The sequence below is a fragment of the Henriciella sp. genome, assembly GCF_029936995.1.
Taxonomy (GTDB): domain Bacteria; phylum Pseudomonadota; class Alphaproteobacteria; order Caulobacterales; family Hyphomonadaceae; genus Henriciella.
The window spans coordinates 512,227-531,834 of the sequence record NZ_JAPYRE010000001.1; the positions used below are offsets into that span (position 1 = coordinate 512,227).

The window sequence follows — 19,608 nt, forward strand, 5'->3', positions numbered from 1 at the left end:
TTGATCCTCAGCGAGCCTTCGTTTAGGAGGCTCATATAAACGTATAAAGGATCATTGATATGTCTAACGACTACTCAGTAGCGGATATCTCCCAGGCCGAGTATGGCCGTAAGGAAATTGCAATCGCAGAAACCGAAATGCCGGGCCTCATGGCTGCGCGCGAAGAGTATGGCTCAGACAAGCCGCTCAAGGGTGCCCGCATTGCCGGTTCGCTCCACATGACGATCCAGACCGCTGTGCTTATCCAGACGCTGGAAGCTCTTGGCGCGGAAGTTCGCTGGGCGAGCTGCAACATCTACTCCACGCAGGACCACGCGGCCGCGGCAATCGCCGACAATGGCACGCCGGTCTTTGCCCACAAGGGCGAGACGCTGGATGAATACTGGCAGTTCTGCGACAAGATCTTCCAGTGGCCGGACGGCAAGATGATCAACCTCATCCTGGATGATGGTGGCGATGCGACCATGTACATCCTGCTTGGCGAAAAAGCCGAGAAGGATCCGTCCCTGCTCGAGAATCCGGGCGCGGAAGAAGAAGTTGCCCTGTTCAAGCAGATCAAGAAGCGGATCGCCGAGACCCCGGGCTGGTTTGCCAAGGTCAAGGAAGAGATCCTCGGCGTTTCCGAAGAAACGACGACCGGCGTGAACCGCCTCTACCAACTCGCCAAGAAGGGCGAGCTGCCGTTCCCGGCGATCAACGTCAACGACTCCGTCACCAAGTCGAAGTTCGACAACAAGTATGGCTGCCGTGAAAGCCTCGTCGATGCGATCCGCCGCGGCACCGACCTGATGATGGCCGGCAAGACGGCTTTCGTCGCTGGCTATGGCGACGTCGGCAAGGGTTCGGCTGCTTCGCTCGACGGTGCAGGCGCCCGCGTGACGGTTTCGGAAGTCGACCCGATCTGCGCCCTGCAGGCCTCGATGGACGGCTTCGATGTCCAGACCCTCGACGACACGGTCGGCACCGCCGACATCTTTGTCACCGCGACAGGCAACAAGGACATCATCACCGTCGATCACATGCGCCAGATGAAGGACATGGCGATCGTCTGTAACATCGGCCACTTCGATAACGAGATCCAGGTCGAGGCGCTCAAGAATTTCGAGTGGACGAACATCAAGCCGCAGGTCGACATGATCACCTTCCCGGATGGCAAGCGGATCATCCTGCTGTCGGAAGGCCGTCTGGTGAACCTCGGCAATGCGACGGGCCACCCGTCCTTCGTGATGTCGGCCTCCTTCACCAACCAGGTGCTGGCCCAGATCGCGCTCTACCACAACAAGGGTGAGTACAAGAACGAGGTGTACACGCTGCCGAAGCACCTCGACGAGAAGGTTGCACGCCTTCACCTGAAGAAGCTGAGCGTCGGCCTCACCGAGCTTCAGCCGGACCAGGCCGAGTATATCGGTGTGACGCCGGAAGGCCCGTACAAGCCGGAGCATTATCGCTACTAGGCTTGCGGCTGCACGCTGCCAATCAAGGAAACCCCTGTCCGGCCGGGCAGGGGTTTTCTGCGTCTGGGGGCTGTTAATGGCGGGGGCTGTTCCTAGCTTTGCAGGATACTGCACAACCGTGCAGGGCAGTGAAACAGGAGGTTTCCATGGCCGGAGGCTGGTCGAAAGACGGCGCGGTGCATGAGCAGATCGAGGACTCGATCCGGGATGAGCTGAAGCGCATACAGGCGCATCAGCGCCCGAAAGGCGAGAGCCTGACGCATTGCATGGAATGTGGCGAAGCGATCCCGCCAAAGCGGCGCGAGCTGGTCGCTGGCGTTACCCATTGTGTTGCCTGCCAGCAGGCCCTCGATGCCGAAACAGCCCAGCGCGGCTGGATCAACCGGCGCGGCTCGAAGGACAGCCAGTTGAAATAGGGCTGGTGCGGGGGCGTCAGTAAACCTTCATCACATCAACGGTCGTCACCGGCGCACCGGCGCAACGTATCTCGACGCGCTCCGGCGAGAGCCCTTTACTGCGATAGGTGATCTTGTTCAGTCCGGCATCTGGCCCCCATTCCACGACATCAAGAAGCAGCGTGCCGTCGCCGCGCATTCCACGCGACTCGAAACGGCGTGAAGTCCCGTCATTTTCGACCTCGACCATGACAACGAGATTGCCGCTCGGCCCGCCGGGGCCGGGCATACGGTCGATCCAGGCGGAAGCGTCGGTCATCGTGAAGTTGCAGAGCTGGCGGTGCGTATCAGGCACGGGCGTGCCAGGTGTCGGGGCAGGGGCGGCGCAGGCTGTCAGTGCGCCTGCGGCGAGAAGCCCGGTCAGGTATCGCATGGCGTATCTCCTGTCTCTTCGGTCCCGCTACCATGACTTCGACAGCGAGACCCAGTAAACGCTTGCCGGATCAGCGGATTCAACGTGGTTGGGTTCCGTTGAGAGGGCAGCCGTCAGGCCCGCGTCAATGCCGCCGGGCAGGGCAAAGCCCCAGCGGGCCTCATAATTGATCTCGCGCCCGCTGGGGGTGAGCGGCGCGTGTATGGTTTCGGAGACGAAGTTGAAGTCCGCATCGAGGCCGGTCACGCCATTGAAGCTGAGCGTGCCGGTTTCGGCGCGGCGTGGCTGGGCGATGGTGAGCCCGAGCGTGCCAATGGGGCTGACCGTATCGGCACCGATGGACCAGCGGCTGGTCCAGACCCCGTCTGCGTCGACGCCAGGCAGTGCGACAGACGCGGCTTCGATGCCGGCCGAGAGGCGCAGGTTGCCAAGCGGGCGGTAGGCGCTCTCAAGAGCATAGGCGGTCAGGACCGAGCGGTCCTCGCCGCCGAAACGGCCCTGTATGACGCCGCCAAGGGCGGTGCGCCCGTCACGTATTGTGCTGACCTGTCCGCGAAGCCCCCATGTTTCCTCCAGACGCGAAAGCCCGATGCCCGAGACCGAGAGGTCCTCGTCATCGGAGGAGAAGACCTCGAAGGACATCTCCCCGATGTCATGGCTGAAACGGGCCCAGCCACCTTCGGAGAAACCTGTGCGGGCGCCAGGCTCGTTGATCAGGCTGACCTGCGGGGCAAGCGACTTTGCGCCATAGCCGCGCCCGAACTCGACCGAGCCGCCATTGAAGGCAAATTCGGCTGTGAACTGCGGGGTCGGGGCCTCGTCATAGGGCACGGCGCGGTCATCGCGGAAGGCGGGCTGGTGATAGGAGAACGTCACCGGGCCCTGCCTGAAAGCGTGCGACTGACCGGCGGCAGCGTCCGCGCGGTAGTCGAAGTCCGCGATACGGGCGGTGCCGGCAGGCATCACGCGGGCGGCGTTGAAGCGATAGGCGCGATTATACCGGTCAGTGAAGACAAGCTGGCTGAAGGCGCCCGGCTGGCTGGCCCAGTCGCCAAAAGCACCAGATGCTGGCGCGATGGTCTGGCCGAGCGGCATGGTCTCACCATTGATCGACATGCTGGTGGCGCCCTGCGGCGCGAAAGCGGCCTCAAGATCAAGCGTGCCGACGCCGGACACTGCATCCGTGCCGACGCCGGCTGGCTCTTCGCGGATGGGATCGGGATTTTCGTCGACATAGTCCCGGGCGCTGTCGAGAAGTGCGGAGAGAGCATCCTCCGGCGTGATGTTGGGAAAGAGGTCGAGCATCAGCGCAAGCGCGCCGGAGACATGTGGAGCCGCGAAGGAGGTGCCGCTGACACGATAGAAGTCACCCTCGTCATCGGCATCATTGTCCGGGTCATCCGGCAGCACGAGGTCATCGTCCGGACCGGGCGCGACAACGCCTTCGCCGGGCGCGAGGATGTAGAAGTCCTGCGTGGCCCCGGCACGGTTCGAGAAATCGGAGATGACACCGTTCAGGTCGACAGAGCCGACCGCGACGACGCGGCCAAGCGTGCCCTGTGTGCCTGCAATGTTGGCGGGTTCATTGGGCGAGGTGCCTTCAGCCGGGGCGACGGTACTGGGGTCATCCTCGACCGGGCCGGACGGCGCGGCATCATTGCCGGCCGAGACCACGACGAGGACTCCCGCAGCGGTTGCCCGCCGGATCGCGTTTTCAAGCGTCGGGTCTGAATCCGGCGCACCGCCCAGTGACAGGTTGATGATGCGTGCGCCCTGCGCGACAGCAGCATCAATGCCCCGCGCTACGTCGGGATCGCGGAACCGGCAGCCTTCATCCTCGCCGGTGTCTTGGCAACTCCCCGGCCGGTCGGCGCGGATGGCGAGAATGTCAGACTCGAAGGCGACACCATGTCCGCCAAGGTCATTCTTGCTGGCCGCGACCACGCCTGCGACCAGCGAGCCGTGTCCCTGGGGGTCGACGTCGTCAGCTGTGCGCTCACTGGCATTCACATCAAAGCTGGCTGTGAGGATCTGGCCCATAAGGTCCGGGTGTTCAGGATTGAACGAGGTGTCGATGACCGCGACCGTGATGCCAGCGCCGGTCGCGCCTTCGGCATAGGCGGTCGATGCGCCGATCAGGCCAAGCCCGCCGCTGGTATTGTACTCGGATGTCTCGAAATCCGCCGGATTACCCGCCGGGGGTGGCGGAGGCGGCGGCGGTGGGGGAGGAGGTGGAGGTGGAGACACTGGCGCAGCATTGCCGCCGCCTCCACCACCGCCGCTTGCGCACCCGGCTGCGCCGAGCAGGAGCGGCAGCGCGAGCGATGCGCCAAGCAGAAGCCTTGAGATATGTGGACGTGACGGTGTGGCGGGCATGACGTTGCCTTGAAGTTTGCACCCGTAGGAGCTCTGTTGACCCCACCCTATCCGGGCATGAAGAATGACATTCTCAAGCTGAAGGATGAATGAACGGTTGGTAACATCCGTCAACTTCGACGGCGTTGTCCTGTCCGGCAGGCAGACTTCAGCCTCCAGTCAGATACGCTGACTGCAGGGCTTATGGGTCCGCAGACTGGCAGGGCTGCACAAGAATTCCACGAAGTGTTACTGGCCGATTAAGAGGGCCTTAACGCGAAGCACCCATTCGGTTAACCAATACGCTTGGCCCGCGTCCGAGAAATCCGTACCGGAGGGATGAGATGATTGCTGAACAGGTCCCGATCATTATTGCCGCCGGGGCGCTTGCGCTTGGCCTGGCTTTCATCCTCTGGGCACTGCGAACGTCTGAAGGTGCGCGCGGGGCAGCGAAAAAGTATCGTGAACGTGCGGGGCAGGCCGAAACCGGCCTGGCCGAACTCAAATCCGTCCTGGGCGCCCATCCCGGTGTCATCCTCGTCTGGCAGGGCGATACGCTGGAAGACGAGCACGACATGATTGCCCGGCCGGAGATCCACGGCTCGCCCATCGCGCTGGCCGGCCTGCTCAGGTTTACCGATGACGCCATTTCGCCGGACCCGGCGATCCGCATTATCGAGGGACTGGCCGATCTGGAGGCGCGTGACGGGGCCGGGCAGGACACGACGCTACGCAGCCGCCTGAGGGAATTGCGTGAGAATGGCCAGCCCTTCTCACTGACCCTGATTGGCCCGTCCGGACGCTTCCTGGAGGCCGACGGGCGCACGGCCGGTGCCCGTGCTGTTGTCTGGGTAACTGACTCGACCATCAAGGGGCTGGAGGAAAGCTCCGCACGTGGCAAGCTCGAAGAGGCCCGGCAGGTTATCGCCCGTGACCCGACAGCCTTTCTCGACATGCTGGGCAAGGCCCCGTTCCCGGCCTGGCGTGTCTCGGGTGCGGGCCGGCTGCAATGGGCGAACCCGGCCTATATCGAGGCCGTCGACGGTGGCTCGCTCGACCGCACACTGGACCGCCAGATCACGCTTGACGACAAGGCCGTCGACCAGATGCGGCGGACCATCTCCGAGGGCAATGACATTGATGCCACGCGCCATATCGTGATCGGGGAAGAACGACGGGCAATGCGCGTGCTGACTTTCCCGCTCTCGGGCGGGGCCGGTGCGATGGCATTCGACGTGACCGAGGAAGAAACCGCGCGAGAGGAATTGAACCGCCACGTCAAGGCACATGACGAAACACTCAACCATGTTGCGGACGGGGTGGCGATTTTCGGGCCGGACCGCAAGCTGGTCTTCTACAACCGCGCCTTTGCGGCAATGTGGGAGCTGGATGACGGCTTCCTGCTCGACAGCCCGTCGCATGGCGAGCTTCTGGATCGGCTGCGCAGCTATCGCCGCCTGCCTGCGCGTGCTGACTATGCTGCCTGGCGTGCCGAGGAGCTGTCGCATTATCTCGATATTTCCGGCATCGAGGAAGACAAATGGTCCCTGCCGGATGGGCGCACACTCCAGGTCACGCGCCAGCGCCACCCGATGGGCGGGCTGCTTCTGCTGTTCAAGGACATTACCGGCGAACTGGATCTCCAGACGCGCTTCAATGCCCTGATAAAGACGCAGACCTCGACGCTGGACAGCCTGCACGAGGCGGTTGCGGTGTTCGGCTCCGACGGGCGGCTGAAACTCTGGAACCGGGCCTTCACCTCTCTCTGGTCGCTTGATCCGCAGCTTGTGAAGGAACAGCCCGACTATGACGACATCATCGAGTCGTGCGTGCCGCTGTTCCATGACCGCGAGACGTGGACGCAGATCAAGGGCCATATCACCGACCCGTCGGCCAATGCGCGCCGGCCCACTACGGGGGAGATGAAGCGCTCCGACGGGACTGTGCTGACCTATGTCACCCAGCCGCTGCCGGACGGGAATACGCTGATCGCCTTTGCCGACGTGACCGCCCAACGTGCCGTGGAAGGGGCGTTGCGGGGACGGGCCGAAGCCTTCGAGGCGGCCGACCGGCTGAAGACCGAATTCGTGCGGAATGTCAGCTACCAGCTGCGGTCCCCGCTGACGACAATTCTCGGCTATGCGGAGTTTCTCGAGTCCGGACGAAATGGCGAGTTGAATGAGCGCCAGCTGGACAATGTGAAGGCGATCCTGACGGCTTCCGACCAGCTCAACAAGCTGATTGAGAACATTCTCGATCTTGCCCTGATCGAGGCGGGCCGGATGGATCTCGACCTGGAGGACTTCAAGCTGGCCGATGTGGTGCGTGAAAGCGTGGAGCTGACCGTCGGCAAGGCGAGCGATACCCAGATCAGCGTACATTCCGACGTCGCAGACGATGTTGGCAGCGTGTATGCCGACAAGCGGCGTATCCGGCAGGTGCTGTTCAACCTCCTGTCGAATGCCATGCGGTTTACCGAGCCGGGCGGTGAAGTGACGGTCTCTGCCAGCCGGGTGGAGAACATGGCGATCCTGTCGGTCAAGGATACCGGCAAGGGGATCGAAGCCGACCGCCAGGCGTCGAGTTTTGACAGCTTCACCTCATCAGACCAGCGCGGTGCCGGGCTGGGGCTGGCGCTGGTAAAGAACTTCGTCGACCTGCATGGCGGCAATGTCGGTATCAAGTCCTCGCCCGAGGGCGGTACGGAAGTCGTTGTCTGGTTGCCGGTCAAGGCGGTCACGACGAAGCGCACGCCGTTGGAGAATGCCGCCCTGGAGGCACGCGCCTGAGCAGGTGTGCCTGGTGCACAACATATCGCTACGGCAGGCGCGGATATAGCGGAGACAGGGCTTGAACCGGGCGGCAATTCCCGCTTCAAGGTGAAACGTGGAGGGGCCAGACGATCGGATGTTCGTCTGGCCCTCTCAGTTTGAGGGATCAGGAAAGGATTTGCCATGACGCAGACAGAGGCCCGCCATGACTGGAGCCGTGAGGAGATTGCCGCGCTGTATGAAGCGCCGCTCGACACGCTGATCGGCAAGGCGCTTGCGGTCAAAACGGCCAACTGGGCAGACGGCAAGGTGCAGAAAAGCCAGCTCCTGTCGATCAAGACGGGCGGCTGTGCGGAAGATTGCGGCTATTGCAACCAGTCTGCGCACTTTGAAACGGGCCTCGACGCCAGCAAGCTGATGCCGCTGGATGAGGTCGTCTCCGCGGCAAAGGAAGCCAAGGCGTGTGGCGCCGACCGTTTCTGCATGGGCGCGGCCTGGCGCAACCTGAAAGACCGGGACCTGCCGAAGGTCGCCGACATGATTTCTGCGGTGAAGGCGGAAGGCCTCGAGACCTGCGTGACGCTCGGCATGCTCGAGCAGCATCAGGCCAAGGTGCTGCGCGAGGCCGGGCTCGACTATTACAACCACAACCTCGATACCTCGCCGGAATACTATGAGAAAGTCGTCTCGACGCGGACCTATCAGGACCGTCTGGACACGCTGGCGCATTGCCGCGAGGCAGGCATCAATCTCTGTGTCGGCGGTATTCTTGGCATGGGCGAGGGCCGTGAGGACCGTATCGGGCTGATCCATGAGCTCTCGAAGCTCAACCCGCATCCCGAAAGTGTGCCGGTCAACATGCTTGTGCCGATCGAAGGCACGCCGCTTGGTCAGAGCAAGCCGGTCAGTATTGTCGAGATGGCCCGCGCGCTGGCGGTCTGCCGCATCGTCTTCCCGAAAAGCTGGGTGCGTCTGGCCGCGGGCCGTGAAGCCATGAGCGAAGAGGGCCAAGCGCTCTGCCTGCTGGCGGGCGCGAACTCCGTCTTTGTCGGCGAACGCCTGCTGACCACGGACAATCCGGGCGAGACGCGCGACGAAGCCCTGCTCAAAGCGATGGGCTTCGAACATGCCTCGAAAGAGGAGACCGCAACGCCTGCCATTGAAGAGCCGGCCGTCGAGGAACCGGTGGTCGCCGCGCGCAAGACGACGCTGATCGGTGCGGCAAGCTAGCTCAATGCATATCCGGCCGGCTACGGAATCCGACGCAGATGCGATCTGGTCGATTCTGGAGTCGGTCCTGCGGGCGGGAGAGACCTACACGCTTGCGCCCGATATCCCACGCGAGGCGGCGCTTGCTTACTGGATGTCTGCCGAAAAGCAGACATTCGTATGCGAGGACGACGGCCGCATTCTCGGTACCTATTACCTGAAAGCCAATCAGGACGGGGGCGGGGCGCATGTCTGCAATTGCGGCTATATGACGTCTCCACAAGCCCGTGGACGCGGTGTGGCAGGCAGCATGTGCGAGCACTCGCAGGAAATTGCGCGGCAGGCCGGCTTTCGCGCCATGCAGTTCAACTTTGTCGTCTCGACCAATGAAGGGGCCATCCGGCTCTGGAAGAAGCTCGGATACGAGATCGCCGGCAGGCTCCCCGGTGCGTTCCTGCACCCCCGCGAGGGCTATGTGGATGCCTGCATCATGTACAAGACACTTGTCTGATTTTACCCGCCAAGCTTGAACCCGACGGGTCGAAAGCTTTGCCAAGAGGAGATAGAACACAGCCATGGCAGAAGATATCCAAGCCGTGATCTGGGACTTTGGCGGGGTGCTCACCTCGTCCCCCTTCGAGGCTTTCAACCGTTACGAGGCCGATAATGGCCTGCCGAAGGATTTCATCCGCGGCGTTAATGCCCGCAATGGCGAGACCAATGCCTGGGCAAAGCTCGAACAGTCCAAGGTGACGGCCGAGGAGTTCGACAAGCTGTTCCGCGAGGAAAGCCGTGAACTGGGTCATGAAGTGCCGGGGCAGGACATTCTCGGGCTGCTGTCAGGCGAATTGCGCCCGCGCGTCGTAGAGGCGCTGAAGGCCTGCAAGTCGAAGGTCACGGTCGGCTGCATTACCAATAATGCCCCGGTCGGCAAGGGCGCAGGGATGCAGAGCGATGAAAGCCGCGCCGGGGAAATCGCAAAGGTTTTCGACCTGTTCGATGAGGTGATCGAAAGCTCCAAGCTGGGTATTCGCAAGCCGGACCCACGCATCTATTCGCTGATGTGCGAGGCGCTTGATGTCGATCCGAAAAAGTGTGTCTATCTCGATGATCTGGGTATCAACCTGAAACCGGCACGCGCGATGGGAATGACGACGATCAAGGTTCTCGACGAGGATCAGCTGCTCCGGGATCTCGCAGAGGCGACGGGATGGTCCTTGACGGCGTGACCCGTGCGGCCGCGGCAGGCGGCCTTGTCCTGGCCGCTTTGCTGACCGGTGCCTGTGGCGGCGAGAAACCGCGTGACACTGTACGTCTCAAGGTTGAGGCGGCTCCGGACTATATGAGGCCGTCCACGCAAGCTGGTCCGGAGACCGAGGCACTGAGCGAGGATGCAAGGGCGACGATTGCCGAGTTGCGTGACATCATCGACTCCAACTCGCTGACCCGGCTGACGCGCTTTGCAGACCGTCAGCCGAGCTTCATCTCGAATTTCGCCGGGGCCTCCCATCGTGAACACTGGGACCTGCTGCGGCGTACGGGCTTTGATCCCATCCTGCGCATGGAGGGGCTTCTGGACGGTCCGTATGGTACACGTATCGTGGGCGGAGAGACCTGGTATGTCTGGCCCGAACTGGCCGCACTGGATGCCGAGGAGCTGCGCCCGGAGCGGCTGAACTTCCGCCAGCGGGCACGGCTTGAGGAACTTGTCGGCGAAGCCGGCATTGCAGAGATCAGGAAAGGCAGCGGTTATCCCGGTGTCCGCATGGCGATCGCATCGGATGGCCGATGGCTCTACTACGTACACGAACGGCAAAACGAGGAGTAAGGGACATGGCAGACAAACTCGATCTCGACACCGCGCTCGGCAAGCTTCAGGGCTGGTCGAAGGCAGATGATGGCAAGCACGCCATTTCCAAGACGTTCAAGTTTGCCGATTTCTCCACGGCATTCGGTTTCATGAGCGCAATGGCGACGCAGGCCGAGAAAGCCGATCACCATCCTGAGTGGTTCAATGTCTACAATACGGTGGAAGTAACGCTCACCACTCACGACGCAGGCGGTGTGACCGAAAAGGACATTTCGCTTGGCCAGAAAATGGATTCCCTGGCTGCGAAGCTGGCCTGACGATGAAGTGAAGTTCAGGCGCTCATGCGTTCGATCATGGCGTCGAGGTCATTCATGGCGGCCTGATCCTTCATGGATGTATCTGCCGCCTGATTCTGGTTCTGGCTCGCGCCTGACAGGCAACTCGTCAGAACCGTCAGGAGCTGACGCTCGTCAATCGGTTTGGACACATAGTCGGCCATGCCGATGGCAAGGTAACGTTCGCGGTCACCGGCCATCGCATCGGCTGTCAGGGCAATGACAGGAATGTCTGCCCAGGGCTCGCCACTTGCGCGGATATGCTCAAGCGTCGTCGGCCCGTCCATCTCCGGCATGTGAATGTCGAGCATGACGATGTCGGTCTTGTTTTTCTTGAGCTGTTGCAGCGCTTCCTTGCCACCGCCCGCCTCGATAACTTTAAGGCCGAGCGGTTCCACGAACAGCCGGGCGACACGCCGGTTGATGCGGTTATCATCCACGATGAGCGCGGTTTTCCCGCGCAGGCTACCCTCTTCGGAAGGCTGTTCCTGATGCTGTGGCTGCTTGACCGGCTCGGGCTTGAAGCTGACCGGCTGTGGTTCTTCCGGCTGTTCCTCGACGTGCGTTGCTTCTAGCGTGAGCGTGAAAATCGAGCCTTTTCCGGGCTTCGAGACAACACTTATGTCACCGCCCATGAGACGGGCGAGTTTGCGGGAAATGGCCAGGCCAAGGCCCGTGCCACCATAATTGCGGGTCGTGGAGCGGTCAGCCTGCTGGAAGTTTTCAAACAGCTTGTTGACCTGTTCCTCGCTCATGCCGATGCCCGTGTCGGAGACATGAATTTTGATGCGCGCCTTCTGGGGGTCAGGATTGTCATCAAGCGTCGCGGCTACGATCACACCGCCTTCGCTGGTGAACTTGAGCGCGTTGGAGAGAAGGTTGTCGACACATTGGCGCAAGCGCACAGGGTCGAACTCCATGACAGAAGGGATACTCTTGTCGATGATGAAGCGCAGCGACAGGCCCTTCTCTTCCGCCTTCGTGCGATAGAAGCGTTCACTCCGCTTCATCTTGTGACGGAAATCGTCGACGATGGGGGCGACTTCCAGCTTCCCGGCCTCGATCTTGGAGAGGTCGAGAATGTCGTTGAGCAGGGTCATCAGGGACTTCGAGCAGTCCAGAATGGCGTCGACCATCTCGCGTTCATCTGTCTGCAGCTCCCGGTGGCCGAGGGCCTGGGCCATACCGAGAATGCCATTGAGCGGCGTGCGGATCTCGTGGCTCATCGCGGCGAGGAATTCGGACTTGGCCTGGCTGGCCGCCTGGGCTTCCCGCTTGGCGTGGCGCAGTTCGCGCTCACGCTCGCGCATGTCGGTCACATCGGAACTGATGCACAGGACATTGCTATCGGCGAGCTTGGAGAATGTCGCCTTTACATGGGTCCCTTCGCGGTTCTCGACATTGATCGTACCGCTACCGCGGACCATGCCGACAAGCTTGTTCGAATATCTCTCGACATCGAAACCGTCATGGCCGTCGGCAATGTATTTCGTGCTGTTATACATCGCATCGTCGAGCGACTCGCCCATTTCCAGGCGGCGATAGAATTCGGGGAAGTGGCGGCGGGCTGTTTCGTTGACGAATACAAGGCTGTAATCTTCGCGGTGCAGCGCGAAGCCATTCTCGATCTTCTCGACAGCCTGCAGGAGCTGTTCGAGCGTCAGATTGATCTGTTCCTTCTGCGGCATTTGTTGCCGTTCCCCCTTTATTATTGCCGGGAACCTCTTCGAAAATCCTTTCAAAATTCTTCATTTATTCCGTCACGGAAGGCTTGTCGCGCCGCTTGACCTTTTTCAGGCAAACTGGAACTGACACTACAGGATAGAGAAAACAGGAATGAGGGAGGTCCGGATGGGACGCGTAGCAGGCAAGATGGCTCTGGTGACAGGCGGTGCGCAGGGGCTCGGCGAGGCGACGGCGAGAATGCTGGCGCGAGAGGGTGCGAAGGTCGCCATTACCGATGTGAACGGCGAGGGCGCGACGAAAGTCGCCGCCGCGATCAACGCCGAACATGGCGACGGAACCGCCTTTGCCTGGCAGCATGACGTGACCGATGCAGAGCGCTGGCAGGTCGTGTTGAAGGAAGCCCATGACGCGATGGGCGGACTGAACGTGCTGATTAACAATGCCGGTATCGGCTCGCACGGCACGGTCGAGGACGAGGATTACGAGACGTTCCGCAAGGTTCAGGAAGTTGATGTCGATTCCATCTTCCACGGCTGCAAGTACGCCATCCCGCTGATGCGCGACCACGGGCTCGGTTCGATCGTGAACATTTCCTCCATTGCGGGCATCATCGCGAGCGGCAACTATATTTCCTACAACACCGCCAAGGCGGCGGTGCGGCACATGTCGAAGTCGATCGCGCTGCATTGCGCCAAGACAGGCGGGCAGATCCGTTGTAACTCGGTGCACCCGGTTTTCATCAACACCCCGATCCTCGACTACACCAAGTCGCAGTTCGGGGAAGAGGAAGCGCTTGCCAAGCTCGGCCGCCAGATTCCGCTCGGCAAGGTCGGCGAGCCGGACGATATCGCCTATGCCGTACTCTATCTCGCCTCCGACGAGAGCAAGCTGGTCACCGGCATCGAGCTCAAGGTCGATGGCGGAATCTCGGCGATGTAGGCCTAAATACTGCTTGTCGAACGCCATTTGTTCATGTAATGTTCCGGCCTCTCAAGCAAGGAGGCTGGGATATGATTGGTTATGTGACATTGGGGACGAATGATCTGGCACGGGCGGCGACATTCTATGACGCCATCGCCGCTGAGCTGGGCAGCGGGCGGATGATGGAGTTCGACACCTTCATCGCCTGGGGCACGCCTGACGGGCCGGCCGGGTTTGCCGCGACGAAGCCGTTTGACGGCAAGCCGGCGAGCGTCGGCAATGGCATGATGGTGGCCCTTCAGGCGAAAGACAAAGACCAGGTCCACAAGCTTTACGAGATCGCGCTCGCCAATGGCGGAAGCGATGAAGGTGCGCCCGGTCCGCGTGGCGATGACGGCTTCTATGCCGCCTATTTCCGGGATCCGGACGGCAACAAGCTGAATGCTTTCACCATGGGGTGAGGTCGGTGCGCCGATGCCTGCGGTCAGCCGGGCCTGGGTGTGCGCAGGTTGAAGTAGACCCGGTAGGCCAACAGGGCGGCCATCATGGCTGCACTCACGAAAAGCGGCAGGCGGTCCCCGGCTGAGTAGAGCATTGCGCCGAGCAGGGGGCCGAAGATGAAGCCTGAGGGCGGGGCGGCCGAGAGCAGGGCGGCGGCGCTGCCCTGTTCGTGACGCTCCACCGAGAGGCTGCCGAGCGCATTGGCGGAGGGGACTGACAGGGCCGACCCGATGCCGACAAGGACGAAGGCGAGGCAGAAAGCCGTGAAGGGGCCTGCCAGGGCAGCCCAGACATAGCCCGCCACGATGCAGGCCAGCCCGACGGGCAGGATGCGTTTCGGGTCCGGTTTCAGGGGCTGCACATAGCCGAACTGGACCACGATCATCGCGATCGACATGCAGGCGAAGGCGATACCGGTCGCCTGCACGCTCGCCGCCTTGGCGAGATCATACCGGTCCTCGATCAGCCAGGCGAGCGTCTGCTGGATCGCGCCAACGGCGACGAAATAGGCAAACAGGAAAGCAAGATGCGGGAAGACGCGCGGGTCTCTCATGCGCAGCGGGTCCGGCCGGGCAGAATCACGGTTGCCCCGTGACTTTGGCAGGCTGAAACCAATGACAGATCCGGCGATGGCGCAGAAGACGATGGAGCCCCAGAGCGGGGCAAGGGCGCCAAACTCGGCAAGGATGCTCGCGCCGGCCGGGCCAAGGATCGAACCGAGCCCCATGGCGGCGGCCAGCATGCCCAGCCCGCCGGCGCGGGTAAGCGGCGTCGTCGCATCCGTCATGGCCGCCATCGAAGCAGGCTGGAGGCCGGGAGAAAGCAGGCCGAAGAAGAGCCTTGTGAACACCAGCAGGAAAAAGGTCGACAGCCCGGTCACCATGCCGATGAGGGCGGCCTTCAGGGCGAACAGGAACATCATGTTGGTGGTGGCCATGGCGAACAGGGAGAAGACCATGATGCGCTTGCGGCCAAACCGGTCTGCCCAATGGCCCCATTGCGGGATCATCAGGGCGTAGATGGCAGCTGACAGGGTGAGGATTCCAGCAACCTGGATTTCGGTGAGGCCGGCTTCACGGGCGAGCGGGGCGACGACCACGAAATTGATCGTCATGCCCGCGCCCATGGCGACGCTGCCAAAGGCGATGGCGAGTTTCTGTAGTCCTGAAAGCGGCCTGAGCGGCGCGTCCATCGCAGGCGGCTGGGCCGTCATGTCGTATCCTCCGGTGATGAAGGTGGTGTGCGCCGCCGGATCGGGCAAGGTGAACGTCGCGGAAGGCCTCGAAGCTGCCCCTCCCGACCGCTTTCGGGGCCTGGCGAAACGGATGTCGGTTCCCATATTGCGAAAGCTTTGCGAAATGGACTAGTCAGGCCGAAAGATATTGGAGACCTACATTGCGTGCGCTTCTCGACATCGTTCTAATCATTCTTCAACTCGGCATCTGGGTGCTGATCGCGCAGGCCATCCTGTCCTGGCTGATCGCCTTCAATGTCGTGAACCTGCGTAACCAGTTCGTCGAGGGCCTATGGCGTATCCTGCACCAGATCACGGAGCCATTCTGCCGGCCAATCCGCAACGCGCTGCCGCGTATGAGCGGGATCGACCTGTCACCGCTTATCCTGATCCTGATCATCATCTTCCTCGAACGGGTGATCATGTATTACGTCTATCCGAACGTGATCTGACGAGCCGCTCATGCGTCTTACCGCCCGTGTCATGCCGAACGCTTCCTCCGACGCGATACAGGGCCGGATGGTGGATGATGCAGGCCGGGAATTCCTGAAACTTCGTGTCTCTGCTGTGCCGGAGAATGGCAAGGCGAACTGCGCAGTCGAGAAACTGCTCGCAAAGGTGCTGAAGCTCCCGAAATCTGCCGTCAGGGTGGTGACCGGCGAGACGAGCCGGATTAAGGGCGTGGACATCGACACGGAACCGGGCAGCGCCGCGGCGCGCCAGATCGAGGAGTGGATGGGTCATGGCTGAACGGATCGAGGGCAAACAGGTCGCCGCGGATGTCAGGGCGAAGGTCGCAGAGGCCGTATCGGCGCTTCCCGGACAGCCGGCGCTTGCCGTTGTGCTGGTCGGCGAAGACCCGGCCAGCCACGTCTATGTCCGCAACAAGGTACGCCAGACCGAAGAAGCGGGCATGCGCTCGCTGCATCATCATCTTTCCGCTGATGCCAGCCAGGCGGACGTCGAAGACCTGATCTCGACATTGAATGATGATCCGGAAGTTGACGGCATCCTGCTGCAACTGCCGCTGCCCAAGGGTCTCGACGAGCAAAGGGCCATCGAGTGCATCAACCCGGCCAAGGATGTCGACGGGCTGACGGAAGCGAGCGCCGGGCGGCTGCTGCTTGGCAAGGCGGGCTTGCGGCCATGCACGCCGACGGGGTGCGTGATCCTCGCCAAGAGCGCGCTGGGCGAGGATCTCTCCGGTAAGAATGTCGTCGTGATCGGGCGCTCCATTCTCGTGGGCAAGCCGGCGGCGATGCTGTTCCTGGCAGAGAACTGTACCGTCACGGTTTCGCATTCGCGCACGCAGGACCTGGAAGGGCTTTGCCGCACGGCAGATATTCTCGTGCCCGCCGTGGGCCGGGCGAAGATGGTAAAGGGCGACTGGGTGAAACCCGGGGCGGTGGTCATAGATGTCGGCATCAACCGGATTGATGCGCCGGAAAAAGGCGAAGGCAAGACGCGGCTGGTGGGCGATGCGGACTTTGCCGACTGCGAGCCGGTCGCCGGGCATATCACGCCGGTGCCGGGCGGGGTCGGCCCGATGACGATTGCCTGCCTGCTCCGCAACACTGTCATCGCGGCCTGCTACCGGCGCGGCTGGGATATTCCGGCGGAGCTGTGAGCCGGAATGTCGGATCATGTTCGCGGAACAAGGGGATATGCCGAAGCGGCCGATCACCTCTTTGCCTGCTATGAATCCTATTCTTTCGAGGCAACACATGGTCCATTGACGGACTTCATACCGAGGGCCCCCGGACGGGTTCTCGATATCGGTGCAGGCACCGGGCGCGATGCCGCATGGTACGCCGAAGCCGGCTTTGAAACGCTTGCGGTTGAACCGTGCGACGCGCTGCGTATGCGGGCGATGGCGCACCACACCTCCCCGAATATTACGTGGTGTGATGACAGCCTGCCGGGGCTGGAGAGCTTCGGTGAGCTCACAGGCGAGTTCGATCTGATCCAGCTTTCAGCCGTCTGGATGCATCTCGACAGGGAGGAACGCGCCGCGGCGATGCCAAGGATCTCAGGGCTCCTGAAACCCGGCGGGCGTCTCATCATGCTGGTGCGCCTTGGCCCAGTTCCGGAAGGGCGCTGCATGTTCGATGTTCCGTCGGAAGAGACGGTGGCGCTGGCAGATGCTGCCGGGCTTATGAGCCTGTTCCGTGAGCAACGCCAGTCCGCCGGCGAAGCGAACCGCAAAGCTGGTGTTACATGGATGAATCACGTCTTCGAGAAAGAACGGTAGCGGCATGTCACAGAGTTATAGCCCACCTGACACCGCGTTCTTCCATCAGCTATGGGAGGCTCAGTCGGGGTGCTGTGCCCTGTGTGGCAGGCCGATGCCGCGGTCACGGTTCGAGGTCGCGCACGCCACGATCTGGAAGAAGCAGCGCCCGACGTTTGATCATATCATCCCGCGTGCGGCAGGCGGGCCGGACATGGCCGACAATCTCCAGCTCGCCCATGCCATCTGCAATAAACGCAAGGGCAAGTCTCAGGCGGCGTCGGTGGGCCGTGACAGGACATAGGCTGCGCCGGTCACGACGAGGCCGAGCGCGATGGCAAGCCATGCCCAGCGTCCCCAGAGCAGGAACCCGCTGATTCCGCTGGCGATTGCCATACCGGCGAGCGCACCGCTCTTGGAGCTGCGCGAAAGCGTGCCCTGTTCGATGAAGTCCCGGATCGGCGGGCCAAGGCCGGGGCGGGCATAGATCCAGTCGCGCATGGCCGGGCTAGAGCGGGTGAAACAGAGCGCTGCGACGATCCAGAAAATGGTTGTCGGCCAGACCGGCAGGAAGATACCGATCGCGCCAAGCGCGAGAAAGAGGAAACCGAGCAGGCGGGCAATCATGTCTGGTCTGCTCACTTCCTTGTGGCGTGTTGCGAAGGCTTCTCGCATAAAAGGGGCGGGCGGACCATCCGGCAAGTGCCTCATGGTGGCGCCCGCCCTCTCCAGGCGTTTGACTGCCAGCCGCGATCAGACGGTTTGCGGGGTCTTCTCCGTAACCGGTGCGGCGTTGGGCTTATAGTCGCCATCGGCACGGACTTTCTCCCACGCCTTTCGGACACCTGCCTCATAGTCTGGATGGACCTTCTTGAATTCGGCCAGCTGGCGTTCGCAGATCTCATCGGGCACGGCGCCCCACGTGCCGGCGATGTTCATGAAAAGGCGTTCCTTTTCGTCATCCTCGAGCACTTTCTCGAAGAGGGTGCGGACCTGGCTGTAATCATCTTCCTTGCGATGGTTGTAGCGGTCGGCATCGCCGGAGATTTTCAAGGGCGGTTCCTGGGCTTCCGGCACCTCGGCCGGCCCCTTGAAGGAGTTTGGTTCGTAATAGGCATTCGGATCGCCCGTTGCGATGCCACCATAGACGTTCATCTCGCCATCCTTGTGATAGTGATGAACCGGGCATTTCGGACGGTTGACCGGAATTTGCTCATAATGCGTGCCGAGACGATAGCGGTGGGCGTCGGCATAGGAGAAGATGCGCGACTGGAGCATCTTGTCCGGTGACCATGAAATACCGGGCACGATGTTCGACGGCGCGAAGGCGGCGTTCTCGATCTCGGCGAAATAGTTTTCCGGGTTCCGGTTGAGCTCGAAATAGCCCACATCAATTGGCGGGAAATCGGCGTGTGGCCAGACCTTGGTCAGGTCGAAGGGGTTGAAGTCGCATTTTTCCGCGTCTTCCTCGGCCATCACCTGGATCTGGAATTTCCAGCGCGGGAACTGGCCATTCTCGATCGCATTGAAGAGCCGCTCCTGATAGCCTTCGCGGGTCTTGCCGACGATCTCTTCCGCCTCGTCATTGGTGTAGTGTTCATGACCCTGTTCGGTCTTGAAGTGGAACTTCACCCAGTAGCGCTCGCCCTTCTCGTTCCAGAGTGAATAAGTGTGAGAGCCATAGCCGTTCATGTGCATGGGGCTGACAGGCAGGCCACGGTCAGACATGAGGATTGTGACCTGGTGGAGGCTTTCGGGGCTGTGTGACCAGAAGTCCCACATCGCGGTAGGCGAGCGCATGTTCGTCTTTGGGTGGCGTTTCTGGGTATGGATGAAGTCCGGAAACTTGTACGGGTCACGGACAAAAAAGACTGGCGTGTTATTGCCGACCAGATCCCAGTTGCCTTCCTCGGTGTAGAATTTCAGCGCAAATCCGCGCACGTCACGTTCATGGTCCGCCGCACCGCGTTCGCCTGCGACCGTGGAGAAACGGGAAATCATCGGCGTCTTTGCGCCGGGCTGAAGGCATTTGGCCTTGGTATACTTTGAAATATCGCCCGTGATGACAAGTTCACCATGTGCGCCCCAGCCCTTGGCGTGAACGGTGCGCTCGGGGATACGTTCGCGGTTCTGGTGGGCCAGCTTTTCCAGAAGCTGATAATCCTGCATGAGAAGCGGGCCGCGCTCGCCGGCCGTGATTGAGTCCTGATTGTTCGGCCACGGTGCACCGGCCGTTGTTGTCAGTTTCTTGTTCTCGTCAGTCATGGGGGCAGC

Annotated in this window: 21 protein-coding genes; 15 read left to right on the top strand and 6 right to left on the bottom strand. The window is 61.7% G+C overall.

Features of this window, described 5'->3' with window-relative positions:
• Positions 1-59: 59 nt before the first annotated feature.
• Together ahcY and Q1K31_RS02505 are read left to right on the top strand one after the other, a co-directional pair.
• Positions 60-1,454 (top strand): adenosylhomocysteinase, encoded by a 1,395-nt coding sequence (ahcY, locus tag Q1K31_RS02500; RefSeq protein WP_300376349.1) that lies wholly within the window; start codon positions 60-62, stop codon positions 1,452-1,454.
• Positions 1,455-1,600: 146 nt separating this feature from the next.
• Positions 1,601-1,870 carry a DksA/TraR family C4-type zinc finger protein gene (locus Q1K31_RS02505; protein ID WP_300376351.1) on the top strand — a complete coding sequence of 90 codons (270 nt, stop codon included), beginning with the start codon at positions 1,601-1,603 and terminating at the stop codon, positions 1,868-1,870.
• A 16-nt stretch (positions 1,871-1,886) separates the two neighbouring features.
• Here the strand turns inward: Q1K31_RS02505 and Q1K31_RS02510 are convergent, their stop codons facing one another.
• Both Q1K31_RS02510 and Q1K31_RS02515 read right to left on the bottom strand, forming a co-directional pair.
• A complete protein-coding gene (locus Q1K31_RS02510; RefSeq protein WP_300376353.1) occupies positions 1,887-2,282 on the bottom strand; it encodes a hypothetical protein in 396 nt (131 codons plus the stop codon).
• Positions 2,283-2,309: 27 nt separating this feature from the next.
• Positions 2,310-4,658 carry a S8 family peptidase gene (locus tag Q1K31_RS02515; RefSeq protein WP_300376355.1) on the bottom strand — a complete coding sequence of 783 codons (2,349 nt, stop codon included), beginning with the start codon at positions 4,656-4,658 and terminating at the stop codon, positions 2,310-2,312.
• Between the two features lie 323 nt (positions 4,659-4,981).
• Here Q1K31_RS02515 and Q1K31_RS02520 point away from each other — a divergent pair, with 323 nt between their 5' ends.
• From Q1K31_RS02520 to Q1K31_RS02545, 6 genes are all read left to right on the top strand, one after another.
• Positions 4,982-7,426: a PAS domain-containing sensor histidine kinase gene (locus Q1K31_RS02520; RefSeq protein ID WP_300376357.1), complete on the top strand. Its 2,445-nt coding sequence runs from the start codon at positions 4,982-4,984 to the stop codon at positions 7,424-7,426.
• Positions 7,427-7,591: 165 nt separating this feature from the next.
• Positions 7,592-8,638, top strand: a complete 1,047-nt coding sequence (bioB, locus tag Q1K31_RS02525; protein WP_300376359.1) for a biotin synthase BioB — start codon at positions 7,592-7,594, stop codon at positions 8,636-8,638.
• A gap of 4 nt (positions 8,639-8,642) precedes the next feature.
• Complete coding sequence (locus Q1K31_RS02530; protein WP_300376361.1) at positions 8,643-9,128, top strand: N-acetyltransferase; 486 nt, start codon at positions 8,643-8,645, stop codon at positions 9,126-9,128.
• 64 nt (positions 9,129-9,192) lie between these two features.
• A complete protein-coding gene (locus Q1K31_RS02535; RefSeq protein ID WP_300376363.1) occupies positions 9,193-9,846 on the top strand; it encodes an HAD-IA family hydrolase in 654 nt (217 codons plus the stop codon).
• Positions 9,843-10,445, top strand: coding sequence for a hypothetical protein (locus Q1K31_RS02540; RefSeq protein WP_300376365.1), 603 nt, complete (start codon positions 9,843-9,845; stop codon positions 10,443-10,445). The genes Q1K31_RS02535 and Q1K31_RS02540 overlap by 4 nt, the downstream gene beginning before the upstream one ends.
• A gap of 5 nt (positions 10,446-10,450) precedes the next feature.
• Positions 10,451-10,744, top strand: coding sequence for a 4a-hydroxytetrahydrobiopterin dehydratase (locus Q1K31_RS02545; RefSeq protein WP_300376367.1), 294 nt, complete (start codon positions 10,451-10,453; stop codon positions 10,742-10,744).
• Between the two features lie 14 nt (positions 10,745-10,758).
• Here the strand turns inward: Q1K31_RS02545 and Q1K31_RS02550 are convergent, their stop codons facing one another.
• Complete coding sequence (locus tag Q1K31_RS02550; RefSeq protein ID WP_300376370.1) at positions 10,759-12,450, bottom strand: ATP-binding protein; 1,692 nt, start codon at positions 12,448-12,450, stop codon at positions 10,759-10,761.
• A gap of 163 nt (positions 12,451-12,613) precedes the next feature.
• On the opposite strand from Q1K31_RS02550, the gene Q1K31_RS02555 reads away from it, so the two are divergent.
• On the top strand, positions 12,614-13,387 hold the full coding sequence (locus Q1K31_RS02555; RefSeq protein ID WP_300376372.1) for an SDR family oxidoreductase: 774 nt from the start codon (positions 12,614-12,616) through the stop codon (positions 13,385-13,387).
• Positions 13,388-13,458: 71 nt separating this feature from the next.
• A complete protein-coding gene (locus tag Q1K31_RS02560; protein ID WP_300376374.1) occupies positions 13,459-13,830 on the top strand; it encodes a VOC family protein in 372 nt (123 codons plus the stop codon).
• Between the two features lie 23 nt (positions 13,831-13,853).
• Here Q1K31_RS02560 and Q1K31_RS02565 read toward each other — a convergent pair whose 3' ends face one another.
• Positions 13,854-15,083 (bottom strand): MFS transporter, encoded by a 1,230-nt coding sequence (locus Q1K31_RS02565; RefSeq protein ID WP_300376376.1) that lies wholly within the window; start codon positions 15,081-15,083, stop codon positions 13,854-13,856.
• Between the two features lie 182 nt (positions 15,084-15,265).
• Between Q1K31_RS02565 and Q1K31_RS02570 the strand changes: the two genes are divergently transcribed.
• From Q1K31_RS02570 to Q1K31_RS02590, 5 genes are read left to right on the top strand one after another with little or no spacing between them, the layout of a single operon-like run.
• Complete coding sequence (locus Q1K31_RS02570) at positions 15,266-15,556, top strand: YggT family protein (protein ID WP_300376378.1); 291 nt, start codon at positions 15,266-15,268, stop codon at positions 15,554-15,556.
• A gap of 10 nt (positions 15,557-15,566) precedes the next feature.
• Positions 15,567-15,854 (top strand): DUF167 family protein, encoded by a 288-nt coding sequence (locus tag Q1K31_RS02575; protein ID WP_300376380.1) that lies wholly within the window; start codon positions 15,567-15,569, stop codon positions 15,852-15,854.
• Positions 15,847-16,731, top strand: coding sequence for a bifunctional methylenetetrahydrofolate dehydrogenase/methenyltetrahydrofolate cyclohydrolase FolD (gene folD / locus Q1K31_RS02580; protein ID WP_300376382.1), 885 nt, complete (start codon positions 15,847-15,849; stop codon positions 16,729-16,731). The genes Q1K31_RS02575 and folD overlap by 8 nt, the downstream gene beginning before the upstream one ends.
• Positions 16,732-16,737: 6 nt before the next feature.
• A complete protein-coding gene (locus Q1K31_RS02585) occupies positions 16,738-17,355 on the top strand; it encodes a bifunctional 2-polyprenyl-6-hydroxyphenol methylase/3-demethylubiquinol 3-O-methyltransferase UbiG (protein ID WP_300376384.1) in 618 nt (205 codons plus the stop codon).
• 4 nt (positions 17,356-17,359) lie between these two features.
• Positions 17,360-17,638, top strand: a complete 279-nt coding sequence (locus Q1K31_RS02590) for an HNH endonuclease signature motif containing protein (protein ID WP_300376386.1) — start codon at positions 17,360-17,362, stop codon at positions 17,636-17,638.
• Here the strand turns inward: Q1K31_RS02590 and Q1K31_RS02595 are convergent.
• Together Q1K31_RS02595 and Q1K31_RS02600 are read right to left on the bottom strand one after the other, a co-directional pair.
• Positions 17,605-17,961: a YbaN family protein gene (locus Q1K31_RS02595; RefSeq protein ID WP_300376388.1), complete on the bottom strand. Its 357-nt coding sequence runs from the start codon at positions 17,959-17,961 to the stop codon at positions 17,605-17,607. The genes Q1K31_RS02590 and Q1K31_RS02595 overlap by 34 nt on opposite strands.
• A 126-nt stretch (positions 17,962-18,087) precedes the next feature.
• A complete protein-coding gene (locus tag Q1K31_RS02600) occupies positions 18,088-19,599 on the bottom strand; it encodes a catalase (RefSeq protein ID WP_300376390.1) in 1,512 nt (503 codons plus the stop codon).
• Between the last annotated feature and the right edge of the window lie 9 nt (positions 19,600-19,608).